Origin of the sequence: Pseudomonas fluorescens (genome assembly GCF_003732425.1) — a bacterium.
Lineage (GTDB): Bacteria > Pseudomonadota > Gammaproteobacteria > Pseudomonadales > Pseudomonadaceae > Aquipseudomonas > Aquipseudomonas fluorescens_BE.
In genome coordinates, this window is sequence record NZ_MOBX01000013.1 from 993,534 (window position 1) to 1,016,431 (window position 22,898).

The 22,898-nt window shown below is 60.5% G+C and carries 25 protein-coding genes; 10 read left to right on the forward strand and 15 right to left on the reverse strand.

Features of this window, described 5'->3' with window-relative positions; genetic code table 11:
• Positions 1 to 43 precede the first annotated feature (43 nt).
• Positions 44 to 1,159 carry a sensor domain-containing diguanylate cyclase gene (locus BK670_RS14910; protein WP_123450660.1) on the forward strand — a complete coding sequence of 372 codons (1,116 nt, stop codon included), beginning with the start codon at positions 44 to 46 and terminating at the stop codon, positions 1,157 to 1,159.
• On the opposite strand, the gene BK670_RS14915 is transcribed toward BK670_RS14910, so the two are convergent.
• Both BK670_RS14915 and BK670_RS14920 read right to left on the reverse strand, forming a co-directional pair.
• The gene (locus BK670_RS14915; RefSeq protein ID WP_123450662.1) at positions 1,125 to 1,589 is read right to left on the reverse strand and encodes a hypothetical protein; all 465 of its coding nucleotides are present in this window, start codon (positions 1,587 to 1,589) and stop codon (positions 1,125 to 1,127) included. The two genes, BK670_RS14910 and BK670_RS14915, sit on opposite strands and share 35 nt — an antisense overlap.
• A gap of 101 nt (positions 1,590 to 1,690) precedes the next feature.
• A complete protein-coding gene (locus BK670_RS14920) occupies positions 1,691 to 1,999 on the reverse strand; it encodes an RcnB family protein (RefSeq protein WP_095118299.1) in 309 nt (102 codons plus the stop codon).
• Positions 2,000 to 2,431: 432 nt separating this feature from the next.
• Between BK670_RS14920 and tcuC the strand changes: the two genes are divergently transcribed.
• Together tcuC and BK670_RS14935 are read left to right on the forward strand one after the other, a co-directional pair.
• Positions 2,432 to 3,724, forward strand: coding sequence for an MFS transporter (gene tcuC / locus BK670_RS14930; RefSeq protein ID WP_093441043.1), 1,293 nt, complete (start codon positions 2,432 to 2,434; stop codon positions 3,722 to 3,724).
• A 12-nt stretch (positions 3,725 to 3,736) separates the two neighbouring features.
• Positions 3,737 to 4,507 (forward strand): substrate-binding domain-containing protein, encoded by a 771-nt coding sequence (locus BK670_RS14935; protein ID WP_123450666.1) that lies wholly within the window; start codon positions 3,737 to 3,739, stop codon positions 4,505 to 4,507.
• On the opposite strand, the gene BK670_RS14940 is transcribed toward BK670_RS14935, so the two are convergent.
• Positions 4,497 to 5,411 (reverse strand): LysR family transcriptional regulator, encoded by a 915-nt coding sequence (locus BK670_RS14940; protein ID WP_123450668.1) that lies wholly within the window; start codon positions 5,409 to 5,411, stop codon positions 4,497 to 4,499. The genes BK670_RS14935 and BK670_RS14940 overlap by 11 nt on opposite strands.
• Before the next feature lie 262 nt (positions 5,412 to 5,673).
• Here BK670_RS14940 and BK670_RS14945 point away from each other — a divergent pair, with 262 nt between their 5' ends.
• Positions 5,674 to 7,482 (forward strand): monovalent cation:proton antiporter-2 (CPA2) family protein, encoded by a 1,809-nt coding sequence (locus BK670_RS14945; RefSeq protein WP_123450670.1) that lies wholly within the window; start codon positions 5,674 to 5,676, stop codon positions 7,480 to 7,482.
• A gap of 118 nt (positions 7,483 to 7,600) precedes the next feature.
• On the opposite strand, the gene hcnC is transcribed toward BK670_RS14945, so the two are convergent.
• The 4 genes from hcnC to BK670_RS14970 all read right to left on the reverse strand — a co-directional run bounded on the left by hcnC (position 7,601) and on the right by BK670_RS14970 (position 11,356).
• Positions 7,601 to 8,860, reverse strand: coding sequence for a cyanide-forming glycine dehydrogenase subunit HcnC (gene hcnC, locus BK670_RS14955; protein ID WP_123450674.1), 1,260 nt, complete (start codon positions 8,858 to 8,860; stop codon positions 7,601 to 7,603).
• Positions 8,853 to 10,262: a cyanide-forming glycine dehydrogenase subunit HcnB gene (gene hcnB, locus BK670_RS14960; RefSeq protein ID WP_123450676.1), complete on the reverse strand. Its 1,410-nt coding sequence runs from the start codon at positions 10,260 to 10,262 to the stop codon at positions 8,853 to 8,855. Before hcnB ends, hcnC begins: the two co-directional genes overlap by 8 nt.
• Positions 10,259 to 10,576, reverse strand: coding sequence for a cyanide-forming glycine dehydrogenase subunit HcnA (hcnA, locus tag BK670_RS14965; protein WP_123451397.1), 318 nt, complete (start codon positions 10,574 to 10,576; stop codon positions 10,259 to 10,261). The genes hcnB and hcnA overlap by 4 nt, the downstream gene beginning before the upstream one ends.
• Before the next feature lie 240 nt (positions 10,577 to 10,816).
• Positions 10,817 to 11,356 carry a hypothetical protein gene (locus BK670_RS14970; protein ID WP_123450678.1) on the reverse strand — a complete coding sequence of 180 codons (540 nt, stop codon included), beginning with the start codon at positions 11,354 to 11,356 and terminating at the stop codon, positions 10,817 to 10,819.
• On the opposite strand from BK670_RS14970, the gene BK670_RS29515 reads away from it, so the two are divergent.
• On the forward strand, positions 11,349 to 11,558 hold the full coding sequence (locus BK670_RS29515; RefSeq protein ID WP_148047032.1) for a hypothetical protein: 210 nt from the start codon (positions 11,349 to 11,351) through the stop codon (positions 11,556 to 11,558). The two genes, BK670_RS14970 and BK670_RS29515, sit on opposite strands and share 8 nt — an antisense overlap.
• A gap of 24 nt (positions 11,559 to 11,582) precedes the next feature.
• Here the strand turns inward: BK670_RS29515 and BK670_RS14975 are convergent, their stop codons facing one another.
• Together BK670_RS14975 and BK670_RS14980 are read right to left on the reverse strand one after the other, a co-directional pair.
• Positions 11,583 to 12,512: a hypothetical protein gene (locus BK670_RS14975; RefSeq protein WP_123450680.1), complete on the reverse strand. Its 930-nt coding sequence runs from the start codon at positions 12,510 to 12,512 to the stop codon at positions 11,583 to 11,585.
• Positions 12,513 to 12,704: 192 nt separating this feature from the next.
• Positions 12,705 to 13,040 (reverse strand): YdcA family protein, encoded by a 336-nt coding sequence (locus BK670_RS14980; protein ID WP_123450682.1) that lies wholly within the window; start codon positions 13,038 to 13,040, stop codon positions 12,705 to 12,707.
• A 166-nt stretch (positions 13,041 to 13,206) separates the two neighbouring features.
• On the opposite strand from BK670_RS14980, the gene BK670_RS14985 reads away from it, so the two are divergent.
• Together BK670_RS14985 and BK670_RS14990 are read left to right on the forward strand one after the other, a co-directional pair.
• Complete coding sequence (locus tag BK670_RS14985; RefSeq protein ID WP_122590190.1) at positions 13,207 to 13,890, forward strand: response regulator transcription factor; 684 nt, start codon at positions 13,207 to 13,209, stop codon at positions 13,888 to 13,890.
• The gene (locus BK670_RS14990; RefSeq protein ID WP_123450684.1) at positions 13,868 to 15,262 is read left to right on the forward strand and encodes a sensor histidine kinase; all 1,395 of its coding nucleotides are present in this window, start codon (positions 13,868 to 13,870) and stop codon (positions 15,260 to 15,262) included. Before BK670_RS14985 ends, BK670_RS14990 begins: the two co-directional genes overlap by 23 nt.
• Positions 15,263 to 15,391: 129 nt before the next feature.
• Here BK670_RS14990 and BK670_RS14995 read toward each other — a convergent pair whose 3' ends face one another.
• Genes BK670_RS14995 through BK670_RS15005 form a run of 3 tightly spaced genes read right to left on the reverse strand, consistent with a single transcriptional unit; the run spans position 15,392 to position 17,640 of the window.
• Positions 15,392 to 15,802, reverse strand: a complete 411-nt coding sequence (locus BK670_RS14995) for an SRPBCC family protein (protein WP_034156162.1) — start codon at positions 15,800 to 15,802, stop codon at positions 15,392 to 15,394.
• A 21-nt stretch (positions 15,803 to 15,823) separates the two neighbouring features.
• A complete protein-coding gene (locus tag BK670_RS15000; protein WP_095048022.1) occupies positions 15,824 to 16,621 on the reverse strand; it encodes an SDR family NAD(P)-dependent oxidoreductase in 798 nt (265 codons plus the stop codon).
• Positions 16,618 to 17,640 carry an aldo/keto reductase gene (locus BK670_RS15005; RefSeq protein ID WP_123450686.1) on the reverse strand — a complete coding sequence of 341 codons (1,023 nt, stop codon included), beginning with the start codon at positions 17,638 to 17,640 and terminating at the stop codon, positions 16,618 to 16,620. The genes BK670_RS15000 and BK670_RS15005 overlap by 4 nt, the downstream gene beginning before the upstream one ends.
• Positions 17,641 to 17,752: 112 nt before the next feature.
• Here BK670_RS15005 and BK670_RS15010 point away from each other — a divergent pair, with 112 nt between their 5' ends.
• Both BK670_RS15010 and BK670_RS15015 read left to right on the forward strand, forming a co-directional pair.
• Entirely contained in the window at positions 17,753 to 18,649 is an 897-nt protein-coding gene (locus tag BK670_RS15010) for a LysR substrate-binding domain-containing protein (protein WP_123450688.1), read from the forward strand.
• Between the two features lie 218 nt (positions 18,650 to 18,867).
• Complete coding sequence (locus BK670_RS15015) at positions 18,868 to 19,527, forward strand: methyltransferase family protein (protein WP_123450690.1); 660 nt, start codon at positions 18,868 to 18,870, stop codon at positions 19,525 to 19,527.
• Between the two features lie 121 nt (positions 19,528 to 19,648).
• Here BK670_RS15015 and BK670_RS15020 read toward each other — a convergent pair whose 3' ends face one another.
• The gene (locus tag BK670_RS15020; RefSeq protein ID WP_123450692.1) at positions 19,649 to 20,317 is read right to left on the reverse strand and encodes an HAD family hydrolase; all 669 of its coding nucleotides are present in this window, start codon (positions 20,315 to 20,317) and stop codon (positions 19,649 to 19,651) included.
• Between the two features lie 69 nt (positions 20,318 to 20,386).
• Complete coding sequence (locus BK670_RS15025) at positions 20,387 to 20,800, reverse strand: response regulator (protein ID WP_123450694.1); 414 nt, start codon at positions 20,798 to 20,800, stop codon at positions 20,387 to 20,389.
• A 199-nt stretch (positions 20,801 to 20,999) separates the two neighbouring features.
• On the opposite strand from BK670_RS15025, the gene BK670_RS15030 reads away from it, so the two are divergent.
• Positions 21,000 to 21,941, forward strand: a complete 942-nt coding sequence (locus BK670_RS15030; protein WP_123450696.1) for a class I SAM-dependent methyltransferase — start codon at positions 21,000 to 21,002, stop codon at positions 21,939 to 21,941.
• Between the two features lie 138 nt (positions 21,942 to 22,079).
• Here BK670_RS15030 and BK670_RS15035 read toward each other — a convergent pair whose 3' ends face one another.
• Positions 22,080 to 22,859 carry a helix-turn-helix transcriptional regulator gene (locus BK670_RS15035; RefSeq protein ID WP_123450698.1) on the reverse strand — a complete coding sequence of 260 codons (780 nt, stop codon included), beginning with the start codon at positions 22,857 to 22,859 and terminating at the stop codon, positions 22,080 to 22,082.
• Positions 22,860 to 22,898 lie beyond the last annotated feature (39 nt).

Sequence of the window (22,898 nt, forward strand, 5' to 3'; positions counted from 1 at the left end):
GCCACTACTCCACGGATCGATCCGCCATGCAGGCAAAGCCCGAATGACTCTGTTCTGGATCAGCCTTGCCGTGGGCGCGATCTTGCTCGCCATCATAGCCCTGCTGCTGTGGCGCGAACGCGATTTGCGCAAGCAGCTCGCGCAGTATCGTGATCTGCTGAGGCGGGCCGCCGACGGCCAGCACATTCATCAGGACGGCGACGTCGAGCGCTTCAAGCGCAGCCAGTACTTTGCGCGCATCGGCACCTGGGATTGGGAAGTCGACACGGATCGGCTGTACTGGTCGGATGCGATCTACGGCATGTTCGGCTTCAAGATCGGCGAGATCACGCCGTCCTATGCTTTGTTCTGTTCTTGTGTCCATCCCGATGACCGCACCAAGGTGCGCGAAGGCGAACTGCGTTGCCTCGAAACCGGCGAAAACCACGATGAGGAATACCGCGTAGTGTGGCCCGACGGCACGATTCGCTGGTTGCGGGAAACCGGCAACGTGGTGCGCAACGACCACGACGCGGTGGTCAAGATGATGGGCGTGGTGCGCGACATCACCGAAGAAAAAGCCTCGGCCAGCTACCTGCAACACCTCGCCCATTTCGATCCGCTGACCGGCCTGCCCAATCGCCTGGTGCTGGAACAACGTTTGTCCGAAGCACTGGATCACGCCCGGCAGACCGAGACCCGCGTCGCACTGGTGTTCGTCGACCTCAACGGTTTCAAAACCATCAACGACCGCTACGGCCATGCCGCCGGCGACCGCGTGCTGGTCACCATGGCCACGCGGCTGAAACGCATCCTGCGCGCCACCGACACCGTCGCGCGCATTGGCGGCGATGAGTTCGTGGTGATCCTGCAAGGCCTGGCCCCGGTCCTCGACCTACAGGACGAAGCGCGCAGCATCTGCCAGAAAATCTTCATCGAACTGTCGCCACCGATCAGCATCGGCAACGACCAGCGCCACATCGGTACCAGCCTTGGGGTGGCGGTGTTTCCGGATCATGCGACGGCTATGGATCGGTTGCTGCACGTCGCCGATCTGGCGATGTATGAGGCCAAGCGCAGTGGCAATAATCAGTATCGGTTGGGGGGTAGGCAGGTGATGAATCAGGTTCGGGTCGAGTGCTCGATCAGTCCGCAGGCAGGCCAAACGGAACGCCATTGAAGGTATGCGTGCAACACCGGCAATGCGGCTTCATGTCTTCGGCACTCAACTGCGGGTTGACGATTTGCAGTCGCTTTTGCTCATCGACGAACAAGCCGTTGAAGTAGGCCGACTCGCCCAGTCGCACAATGTCCTTGCGATCGTCTTCGTGGATGGCAACCATCCAGAAAACCGGTTCTGGCCGATCAAGGCGTGACACCGCTTCGCTGAAAATCTCGTCCCAATGACCGCCGACGCGGGATAACAGAAAACGAAACAACGGCGTGTAGTCATAGCCGTGGTGTTTGATTCCGTGCATGGACCCACGCGTGGCCTCGCTGCGACGTTCCGCTTTGGTGTTTCGTTGAGACCGGTAATGGCCACCGGGGTTGTTGCGCCAGACGTTGTGGGCAGTTGTGTTTTCTTTGCGATACAGCGGTTTCTTTTCCAACCTGTTACTCCTGACTTCCCTTCACTCGAAACGCCCCACGGGTTTTACCCGAACGGCGCTCGATTGCAATCAACCATCCATGGTCGATTATTACCGGGGGTTTAACGCTCGACCGGTTGCATCTCCACAATCGTACCGTTGGTGATCATCACCATCACGTACTTGTCGTTGATCTGCACCCATTGGGCCTGCTCGATCGGTGCTTTCAGGCCTTTGGCTTTCCAGTTTTGCAGGGCCTTGTCCTTGCGCTGATACATTTCAGGCGCACGGTCGTTGACTTTCAATTCGCGGTCGCTGGTCGGGGATTGAACGGCCTGTTCATTTGAGGTTTGCGCCGCTTGAACAAGTGGGCTGATCCCGGCAATGCCGGCGACGAGGGCCAGGCTGGCGATTAGGGTTTTGCTGTTCATCGGTGAACCTCCAGTGGTGTGTGATACCTGAACTCGGACTGCCGGGGTCGGGAATCATTCCTTGTTTTTTTGCCGGGGCTGGCTGGAGGATTGTAGTTGTCAGTTGGTCCGCTATCGCGAGCAGGCGCAGGCCGACAGATTCCGTGGTGTAAGCAGAATTTTCAGTTGCCACGAAAACCCCTGGGAGCGGGCCTGCTCGCGAAGGGGTTGGCACATTCGAGATCTTCTTTGCTTGGACCACCGCTTTCGCGAGCAGGCTCGCTCCCACAATGGTCTGCGGTATCAGCTTAGAGGGATTGATCCACTTTGCACATCAATCCATGCCAACAATGCAATTAACAGATTGTTACATCTGCGCCACCATCCGCCTTAATAAAAACCGTGCGCCGCCCTCCCGTCGCGCACGTCATAAAAGCGGTGGAGTACTTTTCTATGACAGCCTCAATCCCACACAGCGGCTCGCGGGCCGGCGCCATTTTCCGGGTGACCTCGGGCAACTTCCTCGAACAGTTCGATTTCTTCCTGTTCGGCTTCTATGCCACGCAGATCGCGGCAGTGTTCTTCCCGGCGAGCAGTGAGTTCGCCTCCCTGATGATGACCTTTGCAGTATTCGGCGCAGGCTTTTTGATGCGTCCGCTGGGCGCCATCGTGCTCGGTGCGTACATCGATGATGTCGGTCGGCGCAAAGGGTTGATCGTCACACTGTCGATCATGGCCAGCGGCACGATCTTGATTGTGCTGGTGCCCGGTTACGAAAGCATCGGCCTGTTTGCACCCGCACTGGTGTTGATCGGGCGCTTGCTGCAAGGCTTCTCGGCCGGTGCGGAATTGGGCGGTGTGTCGGTGTATCTCGCCGAGATCGCCACGCCGGGTCGTAAAGGGTTCTTCACCGCTTGGCAGTCGGCCAGTCAGCAAGTGGCGATCATTGTCGCCGCCGCATTGGGCTACGCCTTGAACGCATGGATGGCGCCGGATGTGGTGGCCGATTGGGGCTGGCGGATTCCGTTTTTCGTCGGTTGCATGATCGTGCCGTTCATCTTTTTCCTGCGCCGTAACCTGGCGGAAACCGAAGAGTTCGCCGCCCGCAAACACCGCCCGAGCATGGGCGAAGTGTTCCGCACCCTCGGCCAGAACTGGGGTGTGGTACTCGGCGGCATGTTGATGGTCGCGCTGACCACCACCGCGTTCTACCTGATCACCGTGTACGCGCCGACCTTCGGCAAAACCGTGCTGCACCTGAGCACCTCCGATGCACTGCTGGTGACCCTGCTGGTCGGTGTGTCGAACTTCTTCTGGCTGCCGATTGGCGGCCTGTTGTCCGACCGTATCGGCCGGCGTCCGGTGCTGATCGCCATGTCGCTGCTGGCTTTGGCCACGACTTATCCGGCGCTGTCGTACCTGGTGCAGGCGCCAAGCTTTAGCCACATGTTGCTGTCGCTGTTGTGGCTATCGTTTATCTACGGCTTGTACAACGGCGCGATGATTCCGGCGCTCACCGAGATCATGCCGGTTGAAGTGCGGGTTGCCGGTTTCTCCCTCGCCTACAGCCTGGCCACTGCGATTTTCGGTGGCTTCACCCCGGCGATGTCGACCTTCCTGATCCAGTACACCGGCGACAAAGCCGCACCGGGTTACTGGATGAGCATCGGTGCGCTGTGTGCCTTGTGCGCCACCCTTTATCTGTACCGCCGTGCCGGTGGTCGTCTGCAACCTGTCGCGGCCTGAGGAAAACTCGCCATGAAAAAACTGTTCACTGTCACCGCCCTGCTCGCCGGTCTCGCGTTCAACCTCGCGGCCCAGGCCGAAGAATTGAGCGTGATGACCTCCGGCGGCTTCACCGCCGCCTACAAAATCCTCGGGCCGAAATTCGCCGCCGCCAGCGGCAACACCCTGACCACCAGCCTCGGCCCGTCGATGGGCAAAGCCCCCGAGGCGATCCCCAATCGCCTCGCGCGCGGTGAACACGCCGACGTGGTGATCATGGTCGGCTACGCCCTCGATGACCTGATCAAGCAAGGCAAGGTCGACCCGGCCTCACGCGTGGAACTGGCGGATTCGCGGATCGGCCTGGTGGTGCGCGAAGGCGCGCCGAAACCGGACATCAGCAGCGTCGACGGCCTGAAGAAAACCTTGCTCGACGCGCAGTCAGTGGCCTACTCCGACAGCGCCAGCGGCGTATACATCGAGCAGCAATTGTTCAAGAAACTGGGCATCGAAGAGCAGTTGAAACCGAAGTCCAAAATGATTCCGAAAGTCCCCGTGGGTTCGGTAGTTGCTACCAGCGACTATCAACTGGGCTTCCAGCAGGTCAGCGAATTGCTGCCAGTGCCGGGCGTGAGTTTCGTAGCAAAGATTCCGGAATCGGTGCAGTCGGTGACGCGTTTTGCCGCCGGGATTCCGGTCGGCGCGCAGCATCCAGAAGAGGCCAAAGCGCTGCTCGCTTACCTCGCCGCACCTGCCGCGCAAGCTGATGTGCAGGCCACCGGACTGGACTCGGTCAAGCGCTGATCGTAGGCGGCTGGACCTTCATTTCCACCACCAGCCGCTCCAGTTCCAGGGCCGCCGGGGTCAACGTCCGACCCCGGCGCTTGATGATGCCGACACTGCGCATCACTTGCGGATCGGTCAGCGGCACCCGCGTCAGGATCGGATGATCCGGCCCCGGCATCGCCATCAGCGGCACCGCCGCCACGCCCAACCCCGCCTCCACCAGACCGATCATCGTCGTCACATGCCGGGTTTCGCAGATGCTCGGGCGCTGCGGCGCCACGCTGCTCAACGCCTGATCGAGCAGAAAGCGATTGCCGGAGGTCTTGTCCAGCGAGATGTAATCCTGCCGATAGAACTCGTCCCAGCTCACGCTGCTGCGCCCCGCCAGCGGGTGATCGCGGCGACAAGCGACGACGTAGCACTCCTGCACAAGCGGTTCGAACTCGACTTTGGCATCCTGCGTGCCGAGAAAACTCAAGCCAAAATCCGCCTCGCCATTGACCACCGCACTCAAGACATCGTGCGCGCTGGAGTCGAGCACTTTGACTTTGATCCGCGGAAATTGCTGGTGATAACGCGCGACCACGCGGGGCATGAAGTAGTACGCCGCCGAGGGCACACAGGCGACAGTGACATGCCCCAGACGCGTCGAAGCGACTTCGCTGATACCCAGCAACGCCACGTCAAGATCGTCCAGCAATCGCTCGACGCTGGGCATGAAACCACGCCCGGCCTGGGTCAGGCTGACCTTGCGCGTAGTGCGTTCGAACAGTTTCACGCCGAGGGCATCCTCAAGCTTTTCGATACGCCGGCTCAAGGCCGGTTGCGACAGGCGCACGGTGTCGGCGGCCTTGCGGAAACTGCCCTGCTCGACCACGGCGCGAAAAGCTTGCAGGTCGTTGAGGTCGAAGTTGATGGCCATGGCGGGACTCGGAGGATTGATTTGCAGAGGTTATAAATGTAACCAATTGATGCAAATTATTACAGAGCACATGAAGATCCCCTGTAGGAGCTGCCGCAGGCTGCGATCTTTTGATCTTGATTCTTTGGAGGCAAAAGCAAGATCAAAAGATCGCAGCCTCGTTGCACTCGACAGCTCCTACAGGGGATCTTCGGTGGATGAAAAGTCGCTGTAGCCCTTATCCTTGTCACCCCCGCCGTACCGTTGTCAGGAGTAACCCCCCATGCCCCATGAAGGCAATCTGTTGCAAGCCGCCGTCGTCTTTCTGTTCGCGGCCGTGCTCACCGTGCCTTTGGCCAAACGTCTGCAACTGGGTGCCGTGCTCGGTTACCTGTTTGCCGGGGTGATCATCGGCCCGTCGGTTTTGGGCCTGATCGGCAACCCGCAAAGCGTCGCGCACATTTCCGAACTCGGTGTGGTGTTGCTGCTGTTCATCATCGGCCTTGAGCTGTCGCCACGACGTTTGTGGGTGATGCGCAAATCGGTGTTCGGCGTCGGGCTGGCGCAGGTGCTGTTGACCGCATCGGTGATTGGCGTGCTGGCCTTATCGGTGTTTGGCCAACCGCTGAACAGTGCGATTGTGCTCGGCCTCGGTCTGGCGCTGTCCTCAACGGCATTCGGCTTGCAAAGTCTGGCCGAGCGCAAAGAGCTGACCAGCCCTCATGGTCGTCTCGCATTTGCGATTCTGCTGTTCCAGGACATCGCCGCGATCCCGTTGATCGCCCTGGTGCCGATGCTCGCCGGCGGCGCGCACGACACCAGCAACGCCGAGAGTCTGAATCACGCCTTGCAAGTGCTCGGCGGCATCGCCGTGGTGGTGGTCGGTGGACGTTATCTGCTGCGTCCGGTGTTTCGCGTGGTGGCGAAAACCGGCCTGCCGGAAGTGTCGACGGCCACGGCGTTGCTGGTGGTGATTGGCACCGCGTGGCTGATGGATCTGGTCGGTGTGTCGATGGCGCTGGGCGCGTTTCTCGCTGGCCTGCTGTTGGCGGATTCGGAATATCGCCATGAACTGGAAGCGCAGATCGAGCCGTTCAAAGGCCTGCTGCTCGGGCTGTTTTTCATCAGCGTCGGCATGGGCGCCAACCTCGGCTTGCTGCTGAGTGCGCCGATCACTGTGTTGGGGCTGACGCTGTTGCTGATCGGTCTGAAATTACCGTTGCTGTTCGTCGTTGGGCGTTTGGCCGGCGGCTTGAACAAGGTCAGTGCGATTCGCCTCGGCATCGTTTTGGCGGCGGGTGGTGAATTTGCCTTTGTGGTGTTCAAGATCGGTCGCGATCAGGGTCTGTTTGAGCCACGGCTGTATGACCTGCTGGTGCTGACCATCACCCTGTCGATGGCGGTGACGCCGTTGTTGCTGTTGATCTGCGCGCGGCTGGTCAGCCCGAAAGTGCAACCGGTGGAAGTGCCGGAGAAATTCCGTCAGATCGACACTGACACCCCGCGTGTGGTGATCGCCGGCATGGGCCGGATGGGCCAGATCGTGGCGCGGATCCTGCGGGCGCAGAACATCAAGTTCGTCGCGCTGGACACCTCGGTGGAAACCATTGAGCTGTCGCGCAGTTTCGGTGGTGTGCCGGTGTTCTATGGCGACCCGATGCGCGCGGAAATCCTCAATGCGGCCAAGGCCGGCGAGGCGGAGTATTTCGTGATTGCCACCGACGATCCGGAGACCAACATCAAGACCGCCGAGGTGGTGCGCAAGCTGTATCCGCACATGAAAATCATCGCCCGGGCGCGTAACCGTCAGCATGTGCACCGCTTGGTCGATGTTGGCGCGGAGGCGATTCGTGAGACCTACTATTCGAGTCTGGAGATGAGCCGGCGCACGCTGGTCGGCCTCGGTTTGACCCAGGCCCAGGCCGATGCGCGGATCAAGCGCTTCAAGCATCACGACGAACAGGTGCTGGAGGCGCAACACGCGATTTACGACGACGCGGCCAAAGTCCTGCAAACCGCCCAGGAAGCCCGGGCGGAGCTGGCGCGGTTGTTTGAATCCGACCAACTGGAAGAGGAATCACGCAACACCTGAGCCACACCCAGAACCCCATGTGGGAGCGAGCCTGCTCGCGAATGCAGTCTGTCAGTCACTGAGATGTTGACTGACACACCGCTTTCGCGAGCAGGCTCGCTCCCACAGGGGATTTGAGTCAAGCAGGCTCTAGCGCGCGCTCCTGTTTGGCCGGCGCCACTGCAAACCGGTCCGCCAGAAACGGCGTGATGTCCAGCGGCAGCGGTTCGTCATTCACCAGTTTATCCAGCAGCACGCCGGTAATCGCCGAGGTCAGAATCCCGGTACGGAAATGACCGCAGGCATTCAGATAACCCTCCACCCCGCGCATCGGCCCGAGAATCGGCAACTCATCCGGCGAACCCGGACGCAACCCCGCCCAAGTACGCTTGAGGTTGACGTCTTTCAGCTCCGGCAAACAACGTACCGCGCCCTGCACCAGCCCGGCGATTTCCGGGTAGGTGGTGGTGACGTCGAAGCCTTTGTCTTCGGTGGTGCTGCCAATCAGGATCTCGCCGTTGTCTTTCTGCGCCACGTAGCAGTCGCTGGTGGTCAGGCAGCCGTTGAGGATCTTCGGCATGCGCTCGGTCAGCAGAATCTGGCCCTTCACCGGTTTCACCGGGATGCGAATACCCGTCGCCCACTCGCTCAGATCTGCGGCCCAGGCACCGCCGGCGTTGATCAACGTCTTGCAGTGGAACACGCCCTCCTCCGACGTCTGCACCCCGGTCACTCGGCTGCCGTGATGCAACACGCCGGTGACGTTAGTGTTGACGAAGATGTCGACGCCATTCTGCCGCGCGCCTTCCATGTAGGCATCGGCGAGGCGGAACGGGCTGACCTGGTGGTCGCAGAGAAACTCCAGCGCCCCGCGTGCTTCGTGGCTGACACTCGGTTCTGACTCGCGCAGCGCAGCCTGATCGAGCCAACGGACCTGATCGGCCAAGTGCGGAATGCAGCCGACGATATGCTCGGCGTAGAGCCGGTCTTCATCGTCATAGATAACGAACTTCAACCCGGTTTTTTCGAACTTGAAATCCATCCCGTGGTTGTCTTTCAGCTCGCGATGCAGCGCTGGGTACAGCGCGTTGGACTGCAAGGCAAAATCGAAGAACGACTCCGGCAGAATGTGCGGCGTGCTCGCGTCCACGGCCACCGCCGCGCCCTGGGTTTCGCGCTTGCGGTTGGCCGACATCATGCGGAAGAAAATCACCCCGCAACCGAGGCCGACCGACTCACCGATCGCCCACAAGCCACCGGCCGAAGCCCGGGTGGCGTTGCCCGGACGCTTGGCATCAATCAGCGCCACTTTGAGGTTTTTGCGCTTGGACAATTGATAGGCGCAGGACGCCCCGATCACGCCGCCGCCAGCAATGATCACGTCATAGAACTTACTCATGGGCAGTGGCCTCCGTGCCGCCAGACTGAAACGCGGAAAAAGGAATCGGATCGATCGGGAAACGCGGGCGCAGCCAACCGACATCCTTGCGACCGGTGGCCTGGCGCAAGCGGTCGCTGCAGTAGCCGACACACATGCGCCCCTGACAATCGCCCATGCTCACGCGGGTGCGCATTTTCAGGCTGGCGATGTCCTGCACGCCCTGCTCCAGCGCCAGGTCGATGTCGGCGCGGGTCGCGTGTTCGCAGCGGCAAATGACCGTGTCGGCGGCGGGCAATGCGGTCTGGCCGACGCCGCGTTCGGTGTAGCGATCCACCGCCGCGCGGAAACGCACGATGGCTTTGAGTTTGCTCAAGTAACGGTCACGACGCACCCGCGCCAGCTCTTCTTCGAGCACGCCGCGTTGCAGCAGAATCGACGTTGCGGCGATCTTGCCGGCGAGCATCGCCGCTTCACCGCCGCGAATCCCGCCCATGTCGCCGGCCAGATGCACGTGGGGTTCGTTGCTTTGCTGCCAGATATTCGTGTTGGCGCGCAGGTAACCGTCGTCGCTGAAGCCATGATCCAGGCCCATCTGCTGGCTCAGTTGGGTGCGCGGAATAAAGCCGTAACCGACCGCCAGGGTCTTGGCTTCGAAGCGCTCGACGCGGCTCATGTCCGGTTCCCACGTGGCCGAGTACGGCGCGACGCTGACGCTTTTCAGCTCGCCCTCGCCGTGGGCTTCGACCACGCCCCAGCCGTAGTTCATCGGGATGCCATGCAGTTTCAGGTAGGCGAGCATGCTCAAGCCATCGAGGAACAGTTGCGGCTTGTTCAGCAGCGCCAGACTTTCCCGGGCAATCTTGCCGAACGCGCAAGCCTCATACACGCCCGCAACGCTGACGCCCGAGGCATGCAACTGCGTCGCCACCAGCGGCAACAACGGCCCGGTACCGGCGATGATCACCGGCCCTTGCGGCTTGACCACGCCGCTTTTGATCTGCAGTTGCAGGCCGCCGAGCATGATTACCCCCGGCAAGGTCCAGCCCGGAAACGGCACGCTGCGCTCATGGCAGCCGGCAGCCAGAAGCAATTGCGGATACTCGATCTCGTGCAATTGCTCGTCGCCATCGAGCGCCACCAGCGCACGAGTGCCTTCGGCGCCGACCACGCGATGGTTGAGGCGCACATCGATCAACCCGGCCTGCTCCTGAAAATCACCGTGCAGTTTGCCCAGCGCTTCGGAGTAACGCGGACCGAGATAATCCAGCTGCACGCCGTCGCGTAAAGGCCCGCGATAGACCACACCGCCAAGGCGCGAAGCTTCTTCAAGCAGGGTGCAGCGCACACCGTGGCGCGCCAGTTCAATGGCCGCCGCCATCCCCGCCGGGCCGCCGCCGACAATGACCGGTTGCTGGCTCATACGACCCCCTCTTGCGGGGTGATGCGATTGACCTGGGTTTCGATGTGCATGCCGTCACGCACGACGGTCTGACAGGCTCGGCGTTTGTGCCGGCCATTGATTTTCACCAGGCAGCACTGACAGACGCCCATGCCGCAATAGGCGCCGGTAATCTGGTTGTGATCGTTGCGGGCAATCTGGCGAACGCCGAGGGACTGGATAACGCTGAGTACGGTTTCGCCGATGGCGGCGGTGACCGCTTGACCGTTGATGTGGACGGTCATGTCCGCCTGCGCCAACGGCTGGATATCGAAAGTTCTTTCTTGGCAGTGCATTGCAATGTTCATCCGTGAAAGTTCGGTTGAGGTGGTGTCAGCTCCTTGCTGCACTACAGCGTGTCGACGCGTTTATTGTGGCTGTGAGGGGCGTCGACGCAGCTACTCCGTCAGCGCAACAAGGTGCGCGTGAAGCACTGTAGTTCATACCTCAGCAAAGGCCGGGATCATTTACGTTAGGCGATCTCGCCCGACGAAATATTGATCCAGGCCAGTGAAAACGATTGGATTGTCCAACGATCAGTTGGAGAAGACGAACTGCCCTTTGATCTTCCTTGCGCCGACCAGAGCTAGGTCCGGGAACAACAGCCATTTGACCCAGGCGGCGTAGAACACCATCGCCAGAATGAACGCCACGCCGAGCAGAGTCGACACGGGCTCTTCACTGAATCCGTAAAATTCACGAGGAATCTGGCTGATCGTGAAGGTGACATAGATTGTGTAAACCACCGCGATGCCCTTGTAAAAGCCCCACGCAAACAAGAGCGGAATCACGCCAATAATTACCACCATGGTCAATGCCATAGCGATGCCGCCGTCATTGATTTGAAGAAGCCCGGCTATCCCCCCGAGAAGTCCCCAGATACCCATCAGCGCGACCAGTATGTTGACTTTAACGGCGTGTCGTTTTCTCAGGGCGGGATCCGGATGCGCCCCGATCCAGGCCGCCAGCACTCGATCCTTGACCTTGCCACCCGAAAGCGCCTTGAAGGTTTCGGTCCTGGAATGCCCGCTATCGAGCATTTCTACGACTTTTCGTTTGATTGCTTGCTTGTCCAACTTATTCATCCTTAAACGTGCGCGCAACGGCCGCCCCGTTGCCGACGCGGATTCTCCCCTTGTTGATCGCCAGAAAGCAAAAAGCCGCTTCCACCCGAAGGTGGAAGCGGCCGAGGCATGCGCCTCAATAGAGCAATCAGTGCACGAACAGGGCGATCAGAATGATGATCGGGATTGGCACGCCGAGGAAAAACAGCAGTAGTGAGCGCATGGTGATGCTCCTTGTTTAACGGACTGGAGTAGTCGTGGTGTAGGTGTCGACTTCAACGTACTCGACGGCATCCCGACGCCGACCGCCGAAGGTGGCCGCGAGGCTGGCGAAGAAGGCACCGGCCAACAGCGAGATGAACATCCACAGCGAAGTCCAGGCAGCGACTTTCGCAGCGGTTTCGGCGGCTTGTTGCGCTTTGACTTTGGCGTCGGCAAGGGCTTTCTGAGTGCGCGCATAAATCTCGTCAACGCGACGCTCGGCATCGGCCTGAGTCAGGTTGGTGCGTTGCGCGACCAGTTGCGCGAGGTAGGTACGGTCTTCGGCACTCAGCTGACCGTTGGCCAGGCTTTGCGCGAAGATCCGGGCCACGGCGCCATGGGCTGCGTCATCGCTGACGGAGGCTGGACGGTCATCGCGGAACAGGCTGTCGATGTAGTAACCGTACTGGTTGCTGTCGGTATTCGCCGCAGCAGTACCGGCCGCTTGAGTCATGGCACTGGCTGCGCCGCCGGCCACGCTGGCACCGGCCTGCACACCACCACTGATGACACTGCTGACCGAGCCAACCACCAGAACGGCGGTGACCAATGTAGCCACACACCAGGCAAGGAAGCCGTGCGCGGTGTCGCGGAAATACACTTCGTCACCGTGCATGTTCGCCCACTTCACCCGCAGGCGACCGGCGATGTAGCCACCCATGCCGGAAGCGATGATTTGCGTCAGCGCCAGCCAGACAATCGTCGAAATGCCCAGGCCCTTGGCGCTCACGCCCTCTCCGGCCCACGGTGAAACGGCAGAGAAACCCAAACCGAACCCGAGCAGGACCAAAATCATCGACAGTGCAGCGGCAGCCGCGGCACCGGCGAAAATCGCGCCCCAGGACACGCCCGAAACGCTGCTCGACTCTTCAACGGCGGGATAAAACCCATCAGAGGATCTATTCATTGTTGTTCTGCTCCAGGCATGAAAAATGGTGTTACAACTCGTCGTCAGAGGAATTGCAGCGACCGTGCCAGTCGAACAAATTAAATAAACCCTTTAATTTCAGATAGTTATAAAGAATGAACTTCGGCAAACCTTGCAAATTGCAACAATTGCGGAATAACAGCGGGTTTTATGCATTGGCACAAATGGCGGTTATTTGCGTTTGTAGCTCTTGTTACCGCTGGGCGTCAGGCAATACACGCCACCGCGTGGGCCGGTGCAAAACGAACCGCTGCCGCAGGCGCAGCCATCGTCACTCTGCAGGAAGTTTTGCGGGCGGGCCTGCTGGCGTTCGCCAAACATCACCGCGCAGCTTTTCTTTGAGCCGCTGATGGAGCCGTCATTGCACAGAAACAGATCACCGTCACAGCGATCAATCCCGCCCTTCTTGCCGGAACACGGCGTGTTGGCCGCCCATGTCGAGGCGCTGAGCAGCACCAGCAACAGACCGGTGATTGGCATCCAGCCACGGCGAATGGAAATACGCACGGGACAACTCCTGTAGAGAATTATGGCCAGATGATATCAACGTTCCGGCAAATTAATCCCCAACGCGCGCAAATGACAGCTACAACATGAAAGTTAATTTAAAGCGTCAGCGGATTTTCTTGGCAAAATGCTGCCATTCCGTTTGAACCGATCAGCAGGCCTGCCTATGACTCGTATCTTGACCATCGAAGACGATGCCGTGACCGCTCGGGAAATCGTTGCCGAACTGAGCAGCCACGGGCTGGAAGTCGACTGGGTCGACAATGGCCGCGAAGGCCTCGACCGCGCCGTGAGCGGCAACTACGACCTGATCACCCTCGACCGCATGCTGCCCGAGCTCGATGGTCTGGCCATCGTCACCACGTTGCGCACCATGGGCGTGGCCACGCCGATCCTGATGATCAGCGCCCTCTCCGATGTCGATGAGCGCGTGCGCGGCTTGCGCGCTGGCGGTGATGATTACCTGACCAAACCGTTCGCCACCGACGAAATGGCCGCGCGGGTTGAAGTGTTGCTGCGTCGGCAAAACAGCGGCGCTACTCAGGCCACCACCCTGCAGGTCGCCGACCTGGAGCTGGATTTGATCAGCCACGAAGCACGCCGTGCCGAGCAGGTACTGACGCTGCTGCCGACCGAATACAAGCTGCTCGAATTCCTCATGCGCAACAGCGGCCAGATTCTTTCACGGATGATGATTTTCGAAGAGGTCTGGGGCTATCACTTCGACCCTGGCACCAACCTGATAGACGTGCACATCGGCCGTCTGCGCAAGAAGATTGACGCGGCCGGCAACGTGCCGCTGATCCGCACGGTACGGGGCTCGGGTTATGTCATTGCCGAACCCGTCTGACGGCTGGCGCTCCTCCAGCAGCCGTTTGCTGGCGCTGTACAGTTCGCTGTTCGTGGCCTGGAGCGCGATCCTCATGGGGGTCATGTATTACGAGGTCTCCGGCTACCTCGACAACCTCGCCAAACACTCGCTGATGCAACGTCAGCACCTGTTTTCGCACTTTCGCGGCGAACAACTGGAAGACGCCCTCGCCGCCAGCATGACCTTCGACATTCGCGGCATCGACGCCTATGGCCTGTTCGACGCCAACGGCGTTTACCTCGGTGGCGCGTTGCAGCAGATCCCCGAAGGCCTGCCGCTGGACGGCAAGATCCACATGCTCGCCGAATGCGCCGATTCCGATGACCCGACTCTGCCCAATGACAGCTGCGACGCGGTGGCCACACAAACTCGCGACGGTCGCTGGCTGGTGTTGCTGCGCGACAACGGCTCGCTGTTCGCCGTCACGCGGATCATTTTGCATGCGTTGTTCTGGGGTGTGTCGCTGACGATTCTGCCGGGGATTGCCGGTTGGCATTTGCTGCGGCGCCGACCGTTGCGGCGGATTCGAGCGATTCAGGACAGCGCCCAGGCAATTGTGGCCGGCGACCTGACCCATCGCCTGCCGCTGTCCAATCGCCGCGATGAACTGGACATGCTCGCGGCCATCGTCAACGCCATGCTGGAGCGCATCGAGCGCTTGATGAATGAAGTCAAAGGCGTCTGCGACAACATCGCCCATGACTTGCGCACGCCACTGACGCGCCTGCGCGCGCAGTTGTATCGCATGCAGCAACAGGCCGGCGAAGGCTCGCAGGAAGCGGCGCAACTGGATCTGGTACTGGCCGAAGCGGACACGCTGATGGCACGGTTTCGCGGGTTGTTGCGGATTTCCGAACTGGAGGATCGCCAGCGCCGCTCAGGTTTCGTCGAACTCGACCCGGTGCAATTGCTGGAAGAACTGCATGCGTTTTACCTGCCGCTGGCCGAGGAAGGCGAGCTGCGTTTCGAGCTAAACATGCCGGAGACCCTGCCGCCGCTCAATGGTGATCGGGCGTTACTGTTCGAGGCGCTGGCGAATCTGCTGAGCAACTCGATCAAGTTCACCCCCCCGGGCGGCACGGTAATGCTGCGTGGCGTGAACGCCGGTGGGCAGACACGGATTGAGGTGCACGATTCAGGACCGGGAATTCCCGAGGCTGAGCGTGAAGCAGTGTTCCAGCGTTTCTATCGCGCCGAGGGTGGACAACCGCAAGGTGGCTTTGGTTTGGGGCTGTCGATTGTGGCGGCGATTGTCAGTTTGCATGGCTTCAGTCTAGAAGTCGGCAGCAGTGATCTGGGCGGGGCGAAACTGGTGTTGGATTGCCGGCAGAGCCTGATCGAAAACTCCTGATTCCCAGTCTGAAACGCAACCCCTGTAGGAGTGAGCCTGCTCGCGATAGCGGTGTGTCAGTCAACTTATTCGTTACTGACAGATTGCTATCGCGAGCAGGCTCACTCCTACATTGAATCGTGGTGTTCTTCAGGTTGGGTAATTGGCTCGGAGTGCCTCGAGGCCACCCTGATAGATGCCGCTGAACAGCGCCACCACTTCCTCATCACTCACGCCTTTGGCGTTGAAGCGCCCCGACCACGTCACCCGTGCGCCCTGCCCCTGGGCTTCAACCTTGATCGTTGCCAGGTAATCAGTCGCCGGGAACGGTGCCTGTTCGATCGAATAGCTGTAAGTCTTCGCGGCGTTGTCGAATGCTTGCAGACGCTCGATCACCACAGCGCCGTCAGCGGTTTGCAGGGTGCGTACGCGGCCGCCGTCGCTCAGCTCACTGTTGGGAATAAACGGCAGCCAATCGGGCAGCGTGTTGAAGCCGCCGATCAATTGCCAAACCTGATCGGCCGAGGCCGGGATGTCGATGGTTGCAGATGCTGTTGGCATAAATAAACGTCTCTCCAGAATTCAGATGGTCAGGCTGTCGACCACGCCGCCATCGACGCGCAACGCGGCACCGGTGGTGGCCGAGGACAGCGGCGAAGCAATGTAGGTCACCAGGTGCGCGACTTCTTCAACATCCGCCACGCGCTGGATGATCGAGGTCGGGCGGGCCTTGCGCACAAAGGCGTCGGCTTCATCGCGCAGGTTGCGCCCGGATTCGGCGGCGGCCTCTTTGAGCATGTCTTCCAGGCCGTCGGTGAAGGTCGGCCCCGGCAGGATCGCATTGACCGTCACCCCGGTGCCAGCCAGACGTTTGGCCAGACCGTGAGACACCGCCAGATTGGCGCTTTTGGTCACGCCGTAGTTGATCATGTCGGCTGGCGTGGCCACACCGGATTCCGAAGACAGGAAGATCACCCGGCCCCAGCCCTGCTCGACCATCGCTGGCACGTAATGCCGCGCCAGGCGCACGCCGGAAATCACGTTGACTTCATAAAAGCGCGTCCACTCGCTGTCCGGCGTGTCGAAGAAATCGACGTCATTAAAGATGCCGAGGTTGTTCACCAGAATGTCCGCACGCGGCTCAGCGGCGAAGAGTTTTTGCGCGCCCTCGGCGGTGCCCAGATCGGCAGTCAAACCACGCAACTGCGCCCCCGGCACTTTCTGCCGAATGCTCGCCAGCGCCTGCTCGACCTTGGCCGTATCGCGACCGATCACTACCACGGTGGCGCCGGATTCGGCCAGCGACTGGCTGATGCCCAGACCAATGCCGGCGGTGCTGCCGCTGACGATGGCCAGTTTTCCACTCAGATCAATCTTCATGCTTTCACCTCATCGATTGGCAATGGTGCACGTTCGGAAACCAGTTGGGCGTCGCGCATCGCCTGCCAGAAACCGGCAGGAATGATCGCCGACAACGCCGCGACATCTTCAGCAATACGACTCGGTTTGCTCGCCCCGGGAATCACCGCAGCGACTGCGGGGTTGGCCAGCGAAAACTGCAGCGCGGCGGCTTTGATATCGACGTTGTAAGCGGCGGCGATGCGTTTGATCTGCTCCACTTTGGCGATGATCTCAGGGCTGGCCTGCTGGTATTCAAAGTGCGAGCCACCGGCGAGGATGCCCGAGCTGTAAGGGCCACCGACTACGGTTTCAACGTTCTGCGCCCGGGCCGCATCCATCAACCGTTGCAGCGGGCGTTCGTGATCCAGCAGCGTGTAGCGCCCGGCCAACAGGAAGCCATCCGGCTGCGCTTCGCTGAGGTCGAGGGTCAGTTCGCACGGCTCGACTTTATTCACACCCAGGCCCCAGCCTTTGATCACGCCTTCTTCGCGCAACCGGGTGAGGACTCTGAACGCACCGGTGCGGGCCTGATTGAAGTATTCCAGCCATTGATCGCCATAGAAGTCCTGCGCGATGTCGTGCACCCAGACAATGTCGAGGCGATCGGTTTGCAGACGCTTGAGGCTGTCTTCGATTGAGCGCAGGGTTGCGTCGGCGCTGTAGTCGTTGACGATTTTGTTCGGGAGGCCGTGTTCGAATACGCCACTTTTTTCGCCGAGATCACGGGCGGCGGCGTCTTCGACTTCATCGAGAATCACCCGCCCGACCTTGCTGCTCAGCACGTAGTCGTCGCGCTTGTATTGCTTCAAAGCCTCGCCGAGGCGGATCTCCGACAGACCGGAGCCGTAAAACGGCGCAGTGTCGAAGTAGCGCACACCGGCATCCCACGCGGCATGCACAGTGGCTTGCGCTTCTTCTTCGGGAATGGCGCGGAACATGTTGCCCAGTGGCGCGGTGCCGAAGCCCAGTTGCCCGGGCAGTTTGTCTTTCAAGCTCATTGGTTTTTCCTCATAGGTTCTGGGTCTGTGTGACCGTTGAGCAGATCCTAGATTGCGACACCGAGACCGTCCAAGACATAATGCGCAGCACTTGAGTCCCTAAAGGTCTGACATGATCGACATCCGCCAATTGCGCTACTTCGTTGTCGTCGCCGAGGAAGAACACGTCGGCCGCGCCGCTGAACGGCTGCATATTTCCCAGTCGCCGCTCAGCCGGCAGATCGCCCAGCTCGAAGAACGCCTGGGGCTGACGCTGTTCGAGCGCAGTCAGCAACGCATTCGCCTGACCCGCGATGGCCAGACCTTTCTCGCCGAAACCCGCGCCTTGCTGACCCACGCCAATCGCCTGGAATCCCTCGGCAAACGCCTCGGTCGTGGTGAAGAAGGTGGCTTGTGCATCGGCTATATCGAGAACGCCATGCACGCCGGGGTTCTGCCCAATGCCTTGCGCGTGCTGCGCGCCGATCGTCCCAACGTCCACGTCGCGTTGTACAACCTCAGTTCCGCCGAGCAATTGGAAGGCTTGCGACAGCGTAGTCTCGATATCGCCTTGGTGAGCGAGCCGCCGACCGATGACGATGCGGATCTGCTGAGTTTCCAGGTGCTGGATGACCCGATGCTGCTGGCGTTGCCGGAACAGCATCCACTGGCGCAGCGAGCTGCGTTGAACCCGGAGGATCTGGCCAATCAGGAATGGATTGGCGTGCAGCCGCGCCAGGACGCCAATGATGAGTTCGTCAGCGCCTGCATCCGCGCAGGCTTCACCCCCGATGTGCGCATGCAGGCAACCGAGCCGTTTACTGCGCTGGGGCTGGTGGCGTCGGGGCTGGGAATTGCGATGATTCAAAAGGGTTTGAGTCATAACGCCCCGCCGGGCGTAGTGCTGCGCGAATTGCCGTGGCTGACCTTGACCACGCCGTTGTGGGCGGCGTGGCACCGGATCAATTTGCGGCCATTGGTCGAGACCTTCAGGAAAGTCCTGACTGACGGTGAGATAGCCGCTGACTGACAGGGCCTCTTCGCGAGCAAGCGCGCTCCCCCAGGTTCAGAAATGATCTCGCATTCTCTGTACGACGCAGATCCCTGTGGGAGCGAGCCTGCTCGCGAAGGGGCCGGCAGATCCAAGATCAAAATTGACTGACCCAACGCTTTCGCGAGCAGGCTCGCTCCCACAGGTTTTGCGGTGGATCTACACTCATCAGATCAGCATCCAGCCGTGAGTTGACCATGAAAATGTCCGCACAAATGACCGTCGTCGCGGTACTCGCCACCCTCGCCTACCTCGGCCTGGCGGTGTGGGGCATTGGCGGTGTGGCGATGTTCTTTTCCCATGGCTCGCTGGTGATCGTCGCGCTGGCAACGGTAGCCATGGTGATCGCTTCGCTGTTCAGCGAGGTCAACCTCAGTTCCGGCGAGCGTGAAGACCGTGCCAATCGCTGGGTGATACCGGCCTTTGGCGTGATTGGTCTGGTCAGTGGTTTCTTACCGGCCTATTGCGACCGGGTGAATTTCTGGACGGTGGGCGGTGAAGGCGTGCGCTGGCTCGGTGCTCTGCTGTTTATCGTCGGTGGCGCGCTGCGACTGTGGCCGGTGTTTGTGTTGGGGCGACGTTTCAGTGGACTGGTGGCGATTCAACCGGGGCATCGGCTGGTCACCGATGGCATCTACCAACGACTGCGTAATCCAAGTTATCTGGGACTGGTGATCAACGCGGTGGGCTGGGCGCTGGCCTTTCGTTCGGTGATTGGCTTAATGCTGGCGGCGCTGACGTTGATTCCGCTGATTGCCCGGATTCATTCGGAAGAAGCCCTGCTGCGGGCGCAGTTTGGGGCGGAGTATGAGGCTTATTGCGCGCGGAGCTGGCGGTTGGTGCCGGGCGTTTACTGATTTGCGAACACCGTCCCCTGTAGGAGTGAGCCTGCTCGCGATAGCGGTGGGTCAGTCAAATCTGTGTGTCTGACACACCGCTATCGCGAGCAGGCTCACTCCTACAAGGGGCTGTGTTGTGTCAGTTGCGCTGCAGGTGAAGCTGGCCGTCGCTGTCGACTTTGACCCGCACTGCAGCATAACTGGCCAGCGTCGCATGGGCCGTTTCCAGCGGATGCTGATGCGTCGTGGTGATGATCATCAACGGCGCACCGGCGGCTTCGGCAGCCTGAATACCGACCGTGGCGTCTTCGAAAATCAGGCAATCACGCGCTTCCAGACCAAGACGTTTAGCCGCCAGTAAATAACCGGCCGGATCAGGTTTGCCGGCCTTCACATCTTCAGCAGTGATCATCACCGCAGGCGTTGGAATCCCCGCCGCCGCCATGCGCCGCAAGGCCAGATCCCGTGGCGCCGACGTCACCATCGCCCAGCGCTCGGCGGGCAGGCTGTTGAGAAACGCCGCCGCGCCGGGAATCTCGACAATGCCTTCAACGTCTTCGATTTCCGCCTCGGTGATGACCGCCGCTTGCGCCTCGGCATCCACCCCCGGCAGGTTCAGGCGGGTGATGGTGTCGATCGCGCGCACACCATGAATGGTCGGCAAAAACGTTTCCACATCGACGCCATGGCGCACGGCCCAGGCTGCCCAGATCCGCTCGGCGGCGGCGATGGAATTGAGGACGGTGCCGTCCATGTCGAACAGAAACGCGCCGAACGCGCGAGTGAATACAGCATCGTGAGCAGACAAAAGATCGCATCCTCTGGCAAAAGACCGGGCGGGCAATGTAGCACCTGCCCGGCCGATCCACCCAGCGTGTCAGTGCAGGCGCGGGGCCTTGGACTTGAACGCGCTATCCACGCAGTCGAGCAACTGGCCGATGGCCCACGGTTTCTTGATGAACGCCACCGGATGCTTGACCCCCGACGTCTCCGGGGTTTCATAACCGGACATGACCATGACCGGCTTGTCCGGCCAGCGCTCGCCGACCAGATTGGCCAACCCGGCGCCATTGATTTCGCCGGGCATGGTGATGTCGGTCAGCAGCAAGGCTACTTCCGGCGCGTGCTCTTCCAGATACAGCTTGGCGTCATCCGCACTGGTGCGCGGCTCGACCTTGAAACCTTCCTCCTGAAGAATTTCGCAGAGAAATTCCAGAATCAACGGATCATCCTCAACCACCAGAATCAATCCGTCAGGAAGGTGCGCGTCCGCCGTAGGTGTTGGGCACATGGAACTGCACTCCCTGAATTGCATTAACGATTTAGCGGCTTGAATCCGCTGCTTAACTGGTATGAGCAGCGGGCTCTGCAGAAATTCATTTTTGATACAGGTCTTTTTGGAAAGGTGGTTTTTGGCCGTCAGCGGCAATCGTTCGCGACGGCGGATTTGTGGTTAAAATGCCGGCCCTTTTGCTTGCCGATCCTGACCGATGAACCCTGAAGCCCTCGCCACCCTCCACGCCCATCTGCTGCCGGCCCTCGCGGCCGCACCGAGCGAAACCCGTCGCCTGTTCCACGGGCGCGGCCGCTGCTGGGCGGGGCTGGAGCAGTTGACCGTGGACTGGCTGCAAGGCGTGGTGCTGGTGTCGCTGTTCAAGGAACCGGCGCCTGAGCAACTGGACAATCTCAAAGCATTGCTGCTGGAACTCACGGGTTCCGCCGAATGGAAACAGTCTGGCGCACATACGTTGTTGATCCAGCATCGCTACTTGCCGCAGAGCACTGCCGAATGGCTGCTCGGTGAAGAGATCGACGAAATGAGCATCGTCGAGGGTGGCCTGCAGTATCGCGTCGATCTGGGCCGCAAACAGAACGCCGGGCTGTTTCTCGACATGCGTTACGGGCGCAACTGGGTGCGCGAGCAGGCCAGCGGCAAGCGAGTGTTGAATCTGTTTGCCTACACCTGCGGTTTTTCCGTGGCAGCCATTGAGGGGGGCGCCAGCCATGTGGTCAACCTGGACATGTCCCGCGCCGCACTGAGCCGGGGCCGCGACAACCACCGTTTGAACGGCCATGACCTGAGTAAAGTCAGCTTCCTCGGTCACGACCTGTTCAAGTCCTGGGGCAAGGTGATCAACAGCGGCCCGTATGATCTGGTGATCATCGATCCGCCGTCGTTCCAGAAAGGCAGTTTCCTGCTGACCAAGGATTACCAGCGCGTGCTGCGCCGCCTGCCGGAATTGCTCACGGCGCAAGGCACGGTGCTGGCGTGCATGAACGACCCGGCGTTCGGTCCGGACTTTTTGATTGATGGCGTCACCCAGGAAGCGCCGAGTCTGCGCTTTGTAGAGCGGCTGGAGAATCCGCCGGAGTTTCCGGACATTGATCATGAAAGCGGCCTCAAGGCTTTAGTCTTCCAGCGCACCCCCTGACACCCCACAATCCCCTGAACGCCCGTATCCCCTGTGGGAGCGAGCCTGCTCGCGAAAGCGGTTTGCCAGTCTCCCGTAATGTTGACTGATCTACCGCATTCGCGAGCAGGCTCGCTCCCACAAGGTTATCGTTGTTCTTCAAATAACCGGTGGGCGCAACACCAGCGCAAACAACTCACCGTGCCCAGTGACATTGAGCTTGTGATACAGGTTGCGCCGATGCACCTTGACCGTTTCCGGCGAGATGCCCATCTGCTGAGCCATCGCCTTGCTGGAGAAGCCCTGCAAGATCAGCCGCGCGGTGTCGACTTCGCGCACCGTCAGCCGTGCATCGAAGCGATCAAGCAAGGTCGCCAGATCACCGACCAGCGTTTCCGCCACCGCGCCTTGCAGCGGCAGCAACTGCACATGCCGACGCATCGCCGCCAACACCCAATCGCGCACGCACAGCAACCGGCCCTGCTCGGCCATGTCGAACGGCGTCGAACGCCCCAATGACAAACCGAGCACGCCGCCCTCGACATTGATCATGAACTGCAACTCGTCCTCGCCCACCACCGAACGAAAGTAGCTCTGGTAGTACTCGCTGTGCAGAAACTGGTCCGGCGCCACCGAAGCCAGGCTGTGCAAGCCGTCGGCAATGCCGGTCGACGCGGTTTGATAAAACGGATCGAGCAGGTACATCCCGGCGCTGTAACCGGCCAGTTCTTCCTGCTCGTCGGGGCGGCCCTTGCTGTCGAAGTCGATCAGCAACTGCGGCGCCTGCCCGGCTTTCATCAGTGCCACCAGCGCGTTGTCCAGCGGCACCAGCAGCCGCAACGTGTCCACCAGCGCACGCCAGAAGCCGTCCTGACCGACCTTGGCAAATACCCGCGCCAGGCTTTGATGCACTGGCAGTTCCTGCAACAACGCGTCCACGCACTACCCCTTTTGAGTAACCCATGATGGGAATGGGTC

Bases quoted from the DNA above. Each gene is read 5' to 3' on its own strand.
- BK670_RS15005 (WP_123450686.1), bottom strand. From the start codon at position 17,640: ATGAGCTTGAAAGACAAACTGCCCGGGCAACTGGGCTTCGGCACCGCG.
- BK670_RS15025 (WP_123450694.1), bottom strand. From the start codon at position 20,800: ATGTGCCCAACACCTACGGCGGACGCGCACCTTCCTGACGGATTGATT.
- BK670_RS14945 (WP_123450670.1), top strand. From the start codon at position 5,674: ATGCCCCATGAAGGCAATCTGTTGCAAGCCGCCGTCGTCTTTCTGTTC.
- hcnC (WP_123450674.1), bottom strand. From the start codon at position 8,860: ATGAGTAAGTTCTATGACGTGATCATTGCTGGCGGCGGCGTGATCGGG.
- BK670_RS14995 (WP_034156162.1), bottom strand. From the start codon at position 15,802: ATGCCAACAGCATCTGCAACCATCGACATCCCGGCCTCGGCCGATCAG.
- BK670_RS14975 (WP_123450680.1), bottom strand. From the start codon at position 12,512: ATGAATAGATCCTCTGATGGGTTTTATCCCGCCGTTGAAGAGTCGAGC.
- BK670_RS15000 (WP_095048022.1), bottom strand. From the start codon at position 16,621: ATGAAGATTGATCTGAGTGGAAAACTGGCCATCGTCAGCGGCAGCACC.
- hcnB (WP_123450676.1), bottom strand. From the start codon at position 10,262: ATGAGCCAGCAACCGGTCATTGTCGGCGGCGGCCCGGCGGGGATGGCG.
- BK670_RS15015 (WP_123450690.1), top strand. From the start codon at position 18,868: ATGAAAATGTCCGCACAAATGACCGTCGTCGCGGTACTCGCCACCCTC.
- BK670_RS15030 (WP_123450696.1), top strand. From the start codon at position 21,000: ATGAACCCTGAAGCCCTCGCCACCCTCCACGCCCATCTGCTGCCGGCC.
- tcuC (WP_093441043.1), top strand. From the start codon at position 2,432: ATGACAGCCTCAATCCCACACAGCGGCTCGCGGGCCGGCGCCATTTTC.
- BK670_RS14990 (WP_123450684.1), top strand. From the start codon at position 13,868: ATGTCATTGCCGAACCCGTCTGACGGCTGGCGCTCCTCCAGCAGCCGT.
- BK670_RS14910 (WP_123450660.1), top strand. From the start codon at position 44: ATGACTCTGTTCTGGATCAGCCTTGCCGTGGGCGCGATCTTGCTCGCC.
- BK670_RS15010 (WP_123450688.1), top strand. From the start codon at position 17,753: ATGATCGACATCCGCCAATTGCGCTACTTCGTTGTCGTCGCCGAGGAA.
- BK670_RS14940 (WP_123450668.1), bottom strand. From the start codon at position 5,411: ATGGCCATCAACTTCGACCTCAACGACCTGCAAGCTTTTCGCGCCGTG.
- hcnA (WP_123451397.1), bottom strand. From the start codon at position 10,576: ATGCACTGCCAAGAAAGAACTTTCGATATCCAGCCGTTGGCGCAGGCG.
- BK670_RS14935 (WP_123450666.1), top strand. From the start codon at position 3,737: ATGAAAAAACTGTTCACTGTCACCGCCCTGCTCGCCGGTCTCGCGTTC.
- BK670_RS14985 (WP_122590190.1), top strand. From the start codon at position 13,207: ATGACTCGTATCTTGACCATCGAAGACGATGCCGTGACCGCTCGGGAA.
- BK670_RS14920 (WP_095118299.1), bottom strand. From the start codon at position 1,999: ATGAACAGCAAAACCCTAATCGCCAGCCTGGCCCTCGTCGCCGGCATT.